Consider the following 14,781-nt stretch of genomic DNA (forward strand, 5'->3'; position numbering starts at 1 on the left):
TAAATGAGTATCCACGGTATTTTAGGTGAGCAAACCACCGACTATCCAACCGAGTATAGTCCAGAGACGCTATATCCCATTGCGCGTAGTATGGGACGTGATGCGATTGGCTGGCATGATGACAAGTTGGCAGTCGGTGTGGATTGGTGGCAAGCATTCGAGATATCATGGCTTAATCATCAAGGTATCTCGCAAGTCGCTATAGCACGTTTTAGTGTACCTGCCAGCTCGCCATTTATCGTAGAATCAAAGTCGCTTAAGTTGTACCTAAACAGTATTAACTTTACTGAATTTGTCAGCTGGGAAGAAGTGCAAACGCTGATTGCTAAAGATTTATCAGCATGTGTACAAGCAGAGGTGCAGGTTGAGTTATTTGGCCTAGATGATGACATGTCAGGGCTGTTAATTAATAAGCCTGATGGCGTCTGTATCGATAATGCATTGGCAGATAGCACAGATAAAATCGCTTTATGTGAGCATCCTGATGCGTCTTTGCTCAGTAGTGATAATAATTTAGACAGTGATAAGTTTTTGGAAAGTAACGTTACTCAGCCTTATACTTTTTATTCTAACTTGCTGCGTAGTAATTGTCCGGTGACCAATCAGCCCGATTGGGGTACATTGGCTGTTTCGATAACTAGTAATAAGACAATTAATGAAGCCAACATGTTGCGTTATATCTTAAGCTTTCGTCAGCACAATGGTTTTCATGAGCAATGCGTCGAGCAAATATTCGCTGATTTGAGCGAACACTATCAGCCAAGCGCCTTGATGGTTAGAGCTTGGTATACGCGTCGTGGTGGTATCGATATCAATCCATGCCGTGTGAGTGATATGAGCTTAATGCCAAAGCCAAGCCGTTTGATTCGTCAGTAGGTAAAAGAATTGGCTTTTCATCATTTAGCTCATACAGTCGATCTACTATAAAATAAATACAGCGATACTGAGATAAATTTTGCGCAGCCTCTGTCTGCGTAGGCACAGTAAGCAAGGAAAAATTATTTCAGTAGCGCGCTAAAATTTTTGTACTTTTTTTATTTGGGACTGACTATAAATAAAAAAGCGCCTATCTCATTAAATGAGATAGGCGCTTTTTATTGCACAATTTTTATTAAAAAACTATTTACCGCTTACTTTTGCCATTACTTCTTCACGGCTTAGCATTTGTTTTTCCGTCTCGCGACGATTAACGTACTCGTATTTATCTTCAGCAAGATTGCGATCTGAAACCACGATACGATGTGGAATACCAATCAATTCAAGATCGGCAAACTTGACACCTGGACGCTCGTTACGGTCATCAAGTATTACATTAACACCTTGTGCCTTTAACTCTTCATACAGAGCTGTTGCAGTCTGCATGACGGTCTCTTCTTTTGACTTCATCGGTATGATGGCTACTTCAAAAGGCGCAATTGAGTCATTAACCGTCGGCGTTTTTGGCCACATGATACCGTTTTCGTCGTTATTCTGCTCAATAGCAGCCGCGATAATACGGCTAACGCCAATACCGTAGCAACCCATCATCAGGGTAACTGGCTTACCGTCTTCACCAGATACAGTAGCATTCATCGCTTGCGAATACTTGTCACCCAATTGGAAGATATGGCCGACTTCGATACCGCGTTTGATTTTTAGCGTGCCTTTACCATCAGGAGAAGGGTCGCCTTCTTGTACGTTACGCACATCTACAATACGAGTAATACTCGCATCACGCGCCCAGTTCAGTCCAGTGGTATGCTTGTTGACTTTATTGGCACCGCTTACAAAGTCTGACAAATTGGCTGCCGAGCGATCGACAAATACAGGCATATCTAAGTCAACACCGATATAACCTTTGTGCAGACCAGCTGCTTTAAGCTCTTCATCAGATGCCATCGTCAACGGCACGTTGGCTTCTTCAATTTTCTCTGCTTTGATAGTGTTAAGCTGATGATCACCACGTAGCACGATAGCGATCAGCTGTGGTTCATCATTTTCGGTATGTCCATGTACAATCAAGGTTTTAACCGTGGTTGCTAATGGAATATCCAAGTGTTCAGCCACCATTTTACAAGTGGTCATCCCTTCCGTTAATACGTCTTCGCGCTCCATTTTGGGTGGCTGACGCTCAGCGGTACTCACAGATTCAGCAAGCTCTACGTTGGCCGCATAATCAGATGAATCTGAGAAAGCAATGTCATCTTCGCCACTATCTGCCAATACGTGGAACTCATGCGAGGCAAAACCACCGATAGATCCGGTATCTGCTTGTACCGCGCGGAAGTCTAAACCTAAGCGGGTAAAGATACGCGTATAAGCATCAAACATATCATCATAGGTTTTAGCCAAAGACGCTTGATCAACGTGGAACGAATAAGCATCTTTCATGGTAAATTCACGTGCGCGCATCACCCCAAAACGTGGGCGAATCTCATCACGGAACTTACCTTGAATTTGGAAGAAGGTAATAGGCAGCTGCTTGTAACTACGTAGCTCACCTTGGGCAAGATTGGTGATGACCTCTTCATGAGTAGGACCTAATACAAAGTCACGATCATGACGATCTTTAAAACGTAACAGCTCAGGACCATAATCGTCAAAGCGACCGGTCGTTTGCCATAATTCGGCTGGCTGGGTCATCGGCATAAGCACTTCTTGAGCGCCGATGTTTTGCATCTCTTCGCGAACGATACGCTCGACTTTTTGTAAGATGCGTAGGCCCATAGGCAGCCAAATATATAATCCAGAAGCGATTTTACGGATGAGACCGGCACGCACCATCAATTGGCTTGAGGCGATATCGGCATCACTTGGGGTCTCTTTTAGAGTAGCGAACAAAAATTGACTGGCTTTCATAAATAAAGCGGAACCTTATCAACGATAAAATAAATAATAAATAAGGCGCTGAGCACTTAGTAGTCGCTACAAGCCTGCCTTTATATATAACCTAGTGTAACTAATGATCTGATCGATGCGACAGTGTATAAATTGGCTGTTTATAGTCAAGCTTTCTGTTCACAAACTAGCTAATAGCAAACTAGTGTGAGATAGCCAATATACGTTGACATTTTATCGATGCAATCAGACTATGTTAGGTAAAGTTCGCCTAAGACGCAATGACTTTTTGTCTTTTGCAGCAGAACGATGCATAAACTTAAAAATACTATGAAAAATATAGTAATAATTTGATAATTCTAGCGCTTATTAGTCATAAAAGTCAGAGTAGCTTTAAGAGTCTAGTAGCTCTTAAAAATATGGAGTAAGCAATTGTGTAGCGGATTAGTAGTTAATACTTGAAGTCATTTTTAAAAGTGTCATTTATACTATATAGAAGTACTTATTTAGCACTCATAAATAGAGGTTTTTGAGTGCCGTTGACAATATAAAAGGTAGCGCATATGACAACTCCTGATAATCGTACACCTACTAATGCTAGCGACAATAATATTAGTAAGCGCCCTAAACCAAAACAGCCCATTGGAATGGCGACGTGGATATTGTTAATTATCAGTTTTACGGCCTTAGCTTTTGCTGTTTATACTATCCAAAACCGGATTGTAGAAGAACCGATTGAGACTATTACTCGTGAAGGGGTGGTGACGCAAATTCAGCAGTTAAATCGACTACAAACGGTGGCTTTTAGCGTGGATACGGTGATTACCAGTCAACGTCAGGGAAGCTGGATGAAACTTTGGCAAGATGAGCAAAAAGGATTGTTTATCGCTCGTGGTCGGGTAGATGCCGGTATAGATTTAAGCGCATTGACGCCTGAGATGGTACAAGTTGTACAGCCTGAACAGTCTAATGCTAATGTAGACGAAGCACAGATAGCTGATGCTAATACACTAGCCTCAATAATGCCACAGATTAATATTACCTTGCCGCCTTCAGAAGTTTTTTCAGTGTATCTCGATAATCTAGAGATTTATGATTGGCAAACAGGCGCTTTTGGTTTGATGCAGGTTGATCCTAAAATACTAGAACAAGCACAGACGATGGCGAAGAAAGAAGTCCTTGAACGCGCTTGCCGAGGTGATGTAATGAATATGGCGCTACAAAATGCACAAACTCAATTGCAGCAGTTGTTTGCAATGACTGGTGCCGTAGTTACGGTTACTACGCAAGGCGCAGGCGCGTGTCAATTGCCAGTTAAAGCGGCTTAATATTGCCTATCTAAACGCCATTCTCAACTTAACATAAACTGTTGTAGGCTGGTGCTTTTAGCCCAGCTAAACTCAGAAACCACATAATGCTGGGCTAAAGCCGCAGCCTACGCCTAGAAGTTGAGAGTAGCGTTATTTAATATAATAGATAGCGCTAGTCTTTTTTAAATTCAGCAATGGCTAATTGGCGAGCTGCTTTATGTTCGACCATCGGTACAGGGTAATCAATGTCAGCAAACTTACCACTCTTTGCCAGCTCTTTACGCATTTTGTCCTCGCTGTGCAAGATGCTACTAGGAATGTCTTTTAGCTCAGGTAGCCACGTCTTAATAAATTCGCCATTAGTATCATGCGTTTTGGCTTGGCTAAAGGGATTCATAATACGGAAGTAGGGGGCAGAGTCTGTACCTGTCGATGCGCTCCATTGCCAGCCGCCATTATTGGAAGCAAAGTCACCATCTATCAGCTGCTGCATAAAGTAGCGCTCGCCCATGCGCCAATCAATCAATAAATCCTTAGTTAAAAACATCGCGGTGACCATCCGTAAGCGATTGTGCATAAAGCCCGTCGCATTCAGACAGCGCATAGCGGCATCGACTAATGGCACGCCAGTCATACCGGTACACCATGCGTAAAAGTCATCATTGTCATATGACCAATTAATCTTGGTATCTGTCTCTTCTTTATAAGCCTTGTGACGAATAAGTGCTGGCTTATCTACTAAGACATGACGATAAAAATCTCGCCACGCCAACTCGCTTATCCAGCGATTAATGTCGTTGTTATCAGAGTTATCAGAGTTATCAGAGTCATTAAAGGTATCGCTATCATTACCATGCAATTTCTCTTGTGCTTTGCTCGCTTGTAGGTAGCAAAGTCTGGGACTAATTGAGCCAATGGTAAGGTAGGCTGAGAGCTGACTGGTTGCATGTAGACTGGGCACATCGCGACTGACATCATAATTATCAATATCATCAGCGATGAATGCCTCTAAACGCTGGCAAGCTGCATTTTCGCCAGCAGGATAAGCTGTTCGAGCATGGTCAAGCTGTGCGTCCATATCAATATGCTTTAATGAATCAATGCCTTGTGAACTGCCGTCTTGTAATATCTTTTGATAGTCATCAACGGTTCCTTTACTTAACTTTTCGATATCTTTGATAGTAGTTGCGCTAGCTTTCGAGGTTTTCAGCTTGGTCTTATTATTGCTATTTACGGCTGGTGCTTCATGCATTTGCATGGTGCTGACATCTAAGGTATGTCGCCATTTTTTATAAAACGGCGTAAATACTTTATACATGCTATCGCTATCGTTGGTGGTAATGCTTTGCGGCGGTAAGATACATTGGTCATGCCAGCGGATAAATTCGATATCGTTTTTTGCCAATTGCTTGGTTAATTGCTCATCGCGGTCAATCTCATTGCCTTCGTACTCATGATTGGCCATGACAAGGCTGATAGTATTCGCCTCGCATAAAGTGTTTAGCGCATCCACGCAATCAGCAAAACTGAGGCAGACTTGTACTGTTAAGGTGATATTCAATTGCGTTTGCAAATCTTGCGCAAGTATCGGTAAAGTGCGCGCAATATGATCAACTTGGGCAAGCGAGGTATCGTGCGCTTGCCACTGTTCAGGGGTGAGGAAGAATATAGCACTGACTGATGCATTGTCTGCGTTGGCTTGTTCACAAAGCGCAGCCAGTGCCGTATTGTCATGCAGCCGCAAATCACGACGAAACCACATCAAGTAATGCGGCATACTGACATTCTTATTATCATGATTTTCGTCATTTGCTGACGCTGTCTTAGACATTCAATTATTCCTATTTTAATCAATCGCAATCATAAACAAAACTATGAATAAAAGTATGCTAGGATAAGTTTTTGGATGCAATTGATTTGCCAATTGATTAACAAATCAGCATCATATTTAGGGATTAGAGTTTAGCGCGAACTTGTCAAATGACATCATACTCAATACTACATTTAACGTTTTAAGGTCATATAATGCACGTTAAGTTTTGCGGCTTTACCCAGCTTAATGATGTCAATGCCGCTGTCCAGCTAGGTGTTGATGCGGTCGGTTTGGTATTTTATCCGCCCAGTCCGCGTGCTGTCACGCTAGTACAAGCACAGACATTAAGCGCGGCCTTACCTGCATTTGTCAGTGTCGTGGCTTTGGTAGTCAATATGTCTCATGATGAGCTGATTGAGCTGGCAAACAACGTCTCTTTTGATATCATTCAATTCCATGGTGATGAAACACCTGAACAGTGTCAGCAGCTGGCAAGTGCCGTCAATAAACGCTGGATTAAAGCGTTGCGTATCAATGCTGAGCAGGACACGCTAGAAAGCGTAAGCGCACGTATTGATAGTTTTGCCGCAGTAGGCGCGAGCAGTATTTTGCTTGATGCTTATCATCAGCATAAATATGGCGGTACGGGCGCGCGCTTTGACTGGAATCTGATACCACAAGACAGTTCGCTACCGATTATCTTAGCGGGCGGACTGGATGCTGACAACGTCGCTGCCACTCTTGATTTGCCTATTTATGGCGTCGATGTCAGCGGTGGAATTGAAGTTGATAAAGGCAAAAAACACGCTGATAAGATGCGTGACTTTATGAAAGCAGTCAAGCGTGACCGATGGCAAAACGAGACGGTCACTGACGCTATCTAAGATAATTGCTGTATTTATGCTATTTATACTTATTTGATCGTTATTCCGATTTTTTGATTGAGCCTTATTTTTCGCTGTCTCAATAGTTGTCCCAATATTTATATTATTAATAATTACACTACCAATCCTTATATTAAAAGATACCACTTATCGTAGGAATTATCATGAGTCATGCCACGAACAAAGCACCACATGCTACTGCACAATCTATCAATACTTTTACCAATCCAACAGACGTTCAAGACTTTAACCAGTACCCTGACGCACGCGGACATTTTGGCGTTCACGGCGGTCGTTTTGTCTCTGAAACGCTGATGGCCGCCTTAGAAGAGCTAGAGGCGCTATATACCAAAGTAAAAGCTGACCCTGCATTTTGGGAAGAGTATCACAATGATTTGGTCAATTATGTCGGTCGTCCAACACCGCTTTATCATGCTAAACGTTTAAGTGATGAGATTGGCGGCGCACAGATTTACTTTAAGCGTGAAGACTTAAATCATACTGGTGCACATAAAGTGAATAACACCATCGGACAGGCACTGCTTGCCAAGATGTGTGGTAAAAAACGTATTATCGCTGAAACGGGCGCAGGTCAACATGGCGTCGCGACGGCAACGATTGCTGCGCGCCTAGGGCTAGAGTGTATCGTCTATATGGGTGCGGATGATGTCGAGCGCCAAAAGATGAACGTCTATCGTATGCGTTTGCTGGGTGCGACAGTCGTACCGGTAACGTCTGGCTCACGTACTCTCAAAGACGCGATGAATGAAGCCATGCGCGACTGGGTCACTAATGTAGATACTACTTATTACATTATTGGTACGGTTGCAGGGCCGCATCCATATCCGCTACTCGTGCGTGACTTTCAAGCGATTATCGGCAAAGAAGCGCGTATTCAGCATTTAGAAAGAACAGGCAAATTACCAGATGCCTTGGTCGCTTGTGTTGGCGGTGGCTCGAACGCGATTGGTTTATTCTTTGATTTCTTAAACGATACTGAAGTTAAAATGTATGGCGTTGAAGCGACAGGTGATGGTATTGAAACTGGTCGTCATTCAGCGCCATTGGCCGCTGGTCGTATCGGTGTGTTACATGGCAACCGTACCTACCTGATGGCTGACGATGAAGGCCAAATTCAAGAGACGCACTCTATCTCAGCGGGCCTTGATTATCCTGGTGTCGGTCCTGAGCACAGCTTCTTAAAAGATATGAAGCGCGTCGAATATGTTGGCTGTACCGATAAAGAATCGTTAGAAGGCTTTCATGAATCCACGCGTAAAGAAGGTATTATTCCTGCGCTCGAATCTGCCCATGCGGTTGCCTATGCGCTTAAGCTGGCTAAGACCATGACCCCTGATCAAACCATTATCGTCAATATGTCAGGTCGCGGTGATAAAGATTTGCATTCGGTAATGAAGGCGGAAGGGATTGAGTTGTAGTCGTTTATCTTATTTTGCGCTATGAATCCGCTTTTATAAAATAAATTAATGGGCTCTTTTATTAAATCGTAGAGAGCCAATATAGCCAGTTTAAATTAATTTTAGAGAACACTATGACCCGTATTGAAAGTACATTTGAAACCCTAAAAGCACAAAACAAAAAAGCCCTGATTCCTTATGTAATGGCAGGCGATCCTAATCCTGGTAACTTCGTCGGATTACTACATGACTTAGTCAAGCATGGCGCGGATATGATTGAAGTCGGCTTACCGTTCTCTGACCCCATGGCAGATGGTCCAACCGTTGCGCTAGCTGGTGAGCGTGCGTTAGCAGCGGGTACCAGTACGCGTGATGCATTAAACATGGTCGCAGAGTTCCGCAAACAAGACACGCAGACGCCAATTATCCTAATGGGTTACCTCAATCCCGTTGAAATCATCGGTTACGATAACTTTGTCGCTTTATGCGAGCAGTCAGGTGTTGATGGTATCTTGATGGTTGATTTACCGCCAGCAGAAGCGGGTAGCTTTACTCAGCATTTAACTGACCATTCGATGAATGAGATTTTCTTGTTATCGCCAACCACTTTACCTGAACGCCGTGAGCAAGTCCTAACACATTGTGGTGGTTATATTTATTATGTGTCGCTTAAAGGCGTGACGGGCTCGGCAACGCTAGATACTGATGATGTCGCCACCCAAGTGCAAGCGATTAAAGCTGAGACCGATTTGCCAATATGCGTGGGCTTTGGTATTCGTGATGCAGTGTCAGCCAAAGCGATTGGTGCTCATGCGGACGGTATCATTGTGGGTAGTGCGCTGGTGCAGAACTTTGCCGATATAGATGCTAAAGATCCAACTGCTGTTGCTAATGCTCAGCAAAAAATTATGGCTAAGATGGACGAGCTACGCGGCGCACTCGATAGTTTAAGCGCCTAATAGTCGGTCATTGTGGTTTGCGTCAAATAAGCTGTTATTAAGATAGCGACGTTGTTTTCAGAGTTAGTGTTTTTTCTAAATATTTCTGATAACAGTTTTTTAAATAGTAGCGTTTTCAGTGGCGATATTTTAGCGATAGTTTTTTATGTACAAGGCTAAATGACTTTGCTAAATTTAGTTTACGAGTGTAAACTAACATGACGTATAATTTGTTACAATTACGCGATTCGGTTTGCCTGCTATTTATCTTATGTATAGATAGTATTAGTGTGATGGACTGTCGCGTCAGTTATAACTGCTCATGTTATGGCTGTATTTGATTCTTAGACTAGACAACAATTAAATTCTTAAGGACAAGTGAATGAGCAAGCTTGCCGATAAGCCTTCAATAATGGCGAATATTATGACTGATACTATAAAAAAACCTGATACTCAAGACAATAGCAGTGCTGCTGATCCAACACGTCATTCTTGGTTTGATCGTCCAGTTCCAGGTATCAAGCAGCAATTGACACAGACGTTGACGGCAGTCGAGACCGAGCCGTCAACAGAATGTACCAGCTGTCATTCAATGATTACCAATACAGCGCTGATTTTTAACTGCTATGTCTGTCCGCATTGTGACCACCATTTACCGATGACGGCGCGTGAGCGTTTGAATTGGTTCTTAGGTCAAGTTGATGGTGAACTTGGCCAGCAGTTTACTGCGAAGGATCCTCTTGGATTTGTAGATAGTAAACCGTATCCACAGCGCATGACTGAAGCACAGACCAAGACTGGCGAGAGCGAAGCCTTAATTGTTTTGTATGGTAAATTGCGTAACCTTGAGGTGGTTGCTTGTGCTTTTGACTTCCGCTTTATGGGTGGATCAATGGGGTCGGTCGTTGGTGATCGGTTTGTAGAGGCCGCTGAAAAAGCGCTAAATGAGAAAAAGCCTTTGGTATGTTTTGCTGCCTCTGGTGGTGCACGTATGCAAGAAGGTCTGCTATCATTGATGCAGATGGCACGTACTGCGGCGGCGGTTGAGCGCTTAAGAATTGCTGGCGTACCTTATATCGTAGTACTGACCAATCCAGTTTATGGTGGCGTAACTGCCTCTCTTGCTATGCTTGGTGACATTCACTTAGCAGAGCCAAAAGCAATGATTGGATTTGCTGGTAAGCGCGTGATTGAGCAGACGGTACGTGAGACATTAGAAGAGCCGTTCCAACGTGCTGAGTTCTTGTTAGAGCATGGCGTGGTTGATGAAGTGGTGCATCGTCATCAGATGATTGATACGATTTATCGCTTGTTGGCTAAGTTGTGTCATCAGCCAAACGTCAATGCTTAGTCAATCATTGTCTGACTAAAGTATTTGGTTAAGTTATATAACTAAATATTGTCATCCGTTTTGGCATTGACCGGCATCTAGCATAACTAGACTTAGTCCAAAATACTTAGTCCAAAAGCTTTCTAATAGCATTTGTCGTTATTTAACGATAAGTGCTATTTTTGGTTTTTAGGTTTGGTTTTTGAGAGTGTTGTTATACACTGCTTTGAATTTCGATTTTAAATTCTTTTCAATTTGAGTTTTTTAATAGGTTTTTTATGTCTGCATCCTTATCTGATACGATTAATACCAATAGCCCAAATAGCCAGTCGAGTCTAACCGAATGGCTGGATTATATGCAACAGATACATGTGTCAGCGATAGATATGGGGCTATCACGTGTGCTGCCCGTCGCTGAGGCGCTAGGAGTGGTAAAGTCAGCGAAAGACGATGCTTATGTATTCACCGTGGCAGGTACTAATGGCAAAGGCTCGACGACGGCAGTTATTGCACAGATGTGTCAAGCTGGAGGCTACAAGACCGCCCTGTATCAATCTCCGCATTTAAGCGCTTTTAATGAGCGCGTGCGTATCAACGGTGAAATGGTTAGCGATCAGACTTTGATTGATGCTTTTAGCAAAGTAGAAGCAGCGCGACTCCAATGCAATTTAACATTGTCGTTTTTTGAGATGACAACACTTGCTGCATTGCTGATATTTGCCGAAGCCGATTGCGATGTTTGGGTGTTGGAAGTGGGGCTAGGTGGACGTTTAGATGTAGTTAATATTATTGACCCGGATTTGGCCGTCATCACCAATATCGGTATCGATCATGTGGATTGGTTGGGTGATAATGTCGAAGACATTGGTAGCGAGAAAGCCGGTATCCTGCGTGATGATATTACTTTGATATACGGTGCCACTGATATGCCAAACAGCGTGCAGCAACTTATTAATACGCATAATGCCAGCTGTTATCAAGTAGAGCATGATTTTAGCTACCGTGTAGTTGATGCGCAGACTTGGCAGTATAGTAATGCGGCTGTCACCCTAGAGCTGCCACGTCCCGCGTTGTCACTGACGAATACTGCTAACGCGCTGTCCGCGGTGCTAGCAAGCTCATTGACCGTAGATGCTAAGGCTATTGAACAGGCATTACGTACTGTCAAGCTAGCAGGACGTTTTGATTACCGTGAGGTAGCTGCGCGTCATTGGCTGTTTGATGTGGCACATAATGAGCAAGGAGTTGAGTTTTTGTTAGCGCAACTATTACCATTATGGCAGGAGCATGTTAGCCGTCAATCAAACTCACCATCTGCGACTATTAAGATGTTATTCTCTATGTTAGGCGATAAAGATATCGCTATGGTTGCACAGCGTTTAACTGATGCTGATTTGCCGATTACGGATTGGTACATTGCAGAGATTGATCATCCTCGTGCAGCAAGTATTGACGAGCTGCAAACGGCATTAGCTGCCCACGTGGGGGATACTGCTATACATGTTTATGCTGACTTACAACAGGCTACACAAGCCGTAATCAAAAACAGTGATCCACAAGATTTAATTGTAGTATGTGGCTCTTTTCATACGATTGGTGAAGCGCTTGCCACTCTTGATGTGAAGTAATATTTACTACCCTTTAAAATTGATTGGCGCGTAAATATTTTCTAAACATCATTTTAAGAGATGTGTGATAGCAGACAGCGCGAAAAATATGTTTTATAATCAAAGCGTTTTACAAAAACGATATAACTTTTGCAATGAGATGGCGACAAAGATTAGTCATGCCTAGCAATCAACCTTATTACCAACTAAGAGACGTAAACGGATGAATTTTTCGAGACAAGCCTTATTGGGCATTGGGATGATTATAGGCGGTAGCGTAATGCTATATGCTATGGTGCAACAGATTGGTACTAGTGATAAACCAGCAACGCCTGCTGCTATCGTCGAAAAATCATCAACTGAGCAAACCTCAACGGCGCCGTTGACCACAGATATCGATACTGAAAAACGTATTTTGGCTCAAAAGCAAAAAGAACGTGCTGCTCGTGTCGCTGAGCAAGAGAAACGTGCACAGCAGTTTTTGGCAGAGCAAGAGAGTGCAGAAGCACAAGCACTGGCTAAATCTCGTGCAGAAAACCAGCAGTATGTTGCCAACTCTCTTCCAGCAGAAAGTGATAGTACAGAGGTAGCAGAGGGTACTACAGTTGCGACACCGACTGTGCAACCGAGCAATGATACGACTACAAGTACGGCTAATGATAAGGCACAAAAAGCTCAAGCGGCTGAACAAGCTGCCAAGCAAGCTGAAGCGAAAAAGTTAGCAGATAATCAAAAGCAGGCTGAGGCGAAAAAGCAAGCTGAGGCAGAGGCGAAAAAAGAAGCTCAAGCTGCCGATAAGAAAAAAGCTGATGCCAAGAAAAAGGCTGAAGAACAGGCTGCAGCTAAGAAAGAAAGGCAAGCTGAAGAAAAAGCTGAGGCTGAAGCTGCTAAAACAGCACCACCAAAATCTCCAGCAGACTACACTGTAAAAAGAGGCGATGGCTTAATCAAACTAGCGCGTCAATATAATATGCCAGTTGAAGCTTTGGCTCAAGCTAATGACATCTCTTCATCGACTTCATTGCGAGTTGGACAAGAGTTAACGATTCCATCGCGTAAGCAAATTGAGCGTCTAGAACGTGAGGCTGCAGCAGCTAAGAAGTCTGCTGATGCCAAACGTGAAGCTCAACAAAAGCTGCGCGAAGCTCGTCAAGAAGTTAAAGAAACTGATGCCAAAGGTAGCTTTGGTGTGCAGGTAGCCTTGGCTAGTAATCAAGCTTCAGCTGACGATGTGGCCAAGAAATTTAAGTCCGCTGGTTATCAAGTTAAAACCAGTACTACTAGTCGCGGTGTGCGAGTTGTAGTCGGTCCAGAACGTGGAAAGGTTGCAGCATTGGCGCTCAAAGATAAGATCAATACTGACCCTCAGGTTGATACATCAGGTGCATGGGTGTTGTATTGGCGTTAGGTCATTAGTTTGTTAGACGTTATCTTTAAGACCCACTAATATCTTAAACTTTATTCTTATATCCAATTATGTATTATTCAAAACACGACATCTATTGTCGTGTTTTGTGGTTTATAAATTGTAGATACTTACTAGCTCGGATAGTATAAAAACAATTTGTTATTTACTTATTTTTCTCTGTATTACGTGTTAGCCAATAATGGTTGCCGCGTTGTGATTGATTGTTTAGAGAGTTCTAACATCAGTCATCCCAAAATTTTATAAGGTAGAATTATGTCATTTGGCGTTGTATTTTTGGTGTTAGCCGTAGGTTTTTTGGGGCTGATTACATTACCAAAGTTGTTGTCAAAACGTCAATCTAGTAAAAACATTGAGTCCGATCCACAACCTGTACGCGGTGATGATTTGGCTATTTGGCCATTTGCACCGATGCCTATCATGACTGATACTGAAGTCATATTTTTTCATAAGCTCAAAAACGCCTTGCCCGAATATCATATATTTGTGCAAGTTCAACTCTCTCGCATTATTGAAGCTAATAGTGACGAAACCTCCGAACGTAGCTTTTGGTTTAACCGTATCTGCCGTCAAAGTGTTGATTATGTCATTACCGATATAGACGCGCAGACGACATTAGTCGCTATTGAGCTTGATGACTGGACACATAGTAGTAAATCAAGACAAAAGGCGGATGACAAAAAAGACAAAGCGCTTGCTAGTGCAGGTATTCCGATTGTACGGTTTCATGCTGAACGTTTGCCAAGTGCAGATATGCTCAGATATGAGCTAATGCAGGTCATCGAGACTTATTGATTATTGAAACTTTCAATACCAATGCGTAATTTTACGTTCTATAAAACCATTGCAGCGTCAACTTTGATGACTACAGTAAGGTATAGTCACAGCCTGTAATTAGCTTCCTTATGTCGATATTATCGTGAATTGACTATCAATTACTTTTAGACTTTAGCTTACTTTTGAAACTTCAAATAAAGCCCAAAAACCTCTTAAAATTATAGAACTAAATAAAATCGTATTTATCTAAATAGCGTTCCTATCACTATATATATTAGCGAGAGTCTTCAGGTTCATCCTACTTATTATTTATTTATAAATTAGCAAGTTACAGTCATTATGATTGGTATTTTTTAATTATAAAATCCGTAAATCCTTTTTATTTTAATATTTGTGTAATATCTAAAATATAAATCATTACTGTATAGACTAAATCAATAAATGAATATATTATTCGCTTG

General features: G+C 42.5%; 11 protein-coding genes. 9 read left to right on the top strand and 2 right to left on the bottom strand.

The features are described 5' to 3' along the window. The first annotated feature begins 3 nt into the window (after positions 1-3). Entirely contained in the window at positions 4-876 is an 873-nt protein-coding gene (queF, locus tag AK825_RS02730; protein ID WP_068034551.1) for an NADPH-dependent 7-cyano-7-deazaguanine reductase QueF, read from the top strand. 243 nt (positions 877-1,119) lie between these two features. Here the strand turns inward: queF and AK825_RS02735 are convergent, their stop codons facing one another. Then, positions 1,120-2,838 carry a proline--tRNA ligase gene (locus tag AK825_RS02735; protein ID WP_068034552.1) on the bottom strand — a complete coding sequence of 573 codons (1,719 nt, stop codon included), beginning with the start codon at positions 2,836-2,838 and terminating at the stop codon, positions 1,120-1,122. A 542-nt stretch (positions 2,839-3,380) separates the two neighbouring features. Between AK825_RS02735 and AK825_RS02740 the strand changes: the two genes are divergently transcribed. Beyond that, positions 3,381-4,145 carry a DUF4230 domain-containing protein gene (locus tag AK825_RS02740; RefSeq protein ID WP_068034554.1) on the top strand — a complete coding sequence of 255 codons (765 nt, stop codon included), beginning with the start codon at positions 3,381-3,383 and terminating at the stop codon, positions 4,143-4,145. 154 nt (positions 4,146-4,299) lie between these two features. On the opposite strand, the gene AK825_RS02745 is transcribed toward AK825_RS02740, so the two are convergent. Beyond that, positions 4,300-5,958 (bottom strand): FAD-binding domain-containing protein, encoded by a 1,659-nt coding sequence (locus AK825_RS02745; RefSeq protein WP_068034556.1) that lies wholly within the window; start codon positions 5,956-5,958, stop codon positions 4,300-4,302. A gap of 194 nt (positions 5,959-6,152) precedes the next feature. On the opposite strand from AK825_RS02745, the gene AK825_RS02750 reads away from it, so the two are divergent. The 7 genes from AK825_RS02750 (at position 6,153) to AK825_RS02780 (ending at position 14,338) form a co-directional block, all read left to right on the top strand. After that, positions 6,153-6,824 (top strand): phosphoribosylanthranilate isomerase, encoded by a 672-nt coding sequence (locus AK825_RS02750; protein WP_068034558.1) that lies wholly within the window; start codon positions 6,153-6,155, stop codon positions 6,822-6,824. Positions 6,825-6,988: 164 nt separating this feature from the next. Then, positions 6,989-8,263 (top strand): tryptophan synthase subunit beta, encoded by a 1,275-nt coding sequence (gene trpB / locus AK825_RS02755; protein WP_227514105.1) that lies wholly within the window; start codon positions 6,989-6,991, stop codon positions 8,261-8,263. A 113-nt stretch (positions 8,264-8,376) separates the two neighbouring features. Next, positions 8,377-9,201, top strand: a complete 825-nt coding sequence (trpA, locus tag AK825_RS02760; RefSeq protein WP_068034560.1) for a tryptophan synthase subunit alpha — start codon at positions 8,377-8,379, stop codon at positions 9,199-9,201. A 391-nt stretch (positions 9,202-9,592) separates the two neighbouring features. Then, entirely contained in the window at positions 9,593-10,531 is a 939-nt protein-coding gene (gene accD / locus AK825_RS02765) for an acetyl-CoA carboxylase, carboxyltransferase subunit beta (protein ID WP_082785745.1), read from the top strand. Between the two features lie 257 nt (positions 10,532-10,788). Further along, the gene (folC, locus tag AK825_RS02770; protein WP_068034562.1) at positions 10,789-12,138 is read left to right on the top strand and encodes a bifunctional tetrahydrofolate synthase/dihydrofolate synthase; all 1,350 of its coding nucleotides are present in this window, start codon (positions 10,789-10,791) and stop codon (positions 12,136-12,138) included. Between the two features lie 202 nt (positions 12,139-12,340). Next, complete coding sequence (locus AK825_RS02775; RefSeq protein WP_068034564.1) at positions 12,341-13,525, top strand: LysM peptidoglycan-binding domain-containing protein; 1,185 nt, start codon at positions 12,341-12,343, stop codon at positions 13,523-13,525. Positions 13,526-13,798: 273 nt separating this feature from the next. Next, a complete protein-coding gene (locus AK825_RS02780) occupies positions 13,799-14,338 on the top strand; it encodes a DUF2726 domain-containing protein (protein ID WP_068034566.1) in 540 nt (179 codons plus the stop codon). Positions 14,339-14,781 lie beyond the last annotated feature (443 nt).

The organism is Psychrobacter sp. P11G5 (assembly GCF_001593305.1).
Lineage (GTDB): Bacteria > Pseudomonadota > Gammaproteobacteria > Pseudomonadales > Moraxellaceae > Psychrobacter.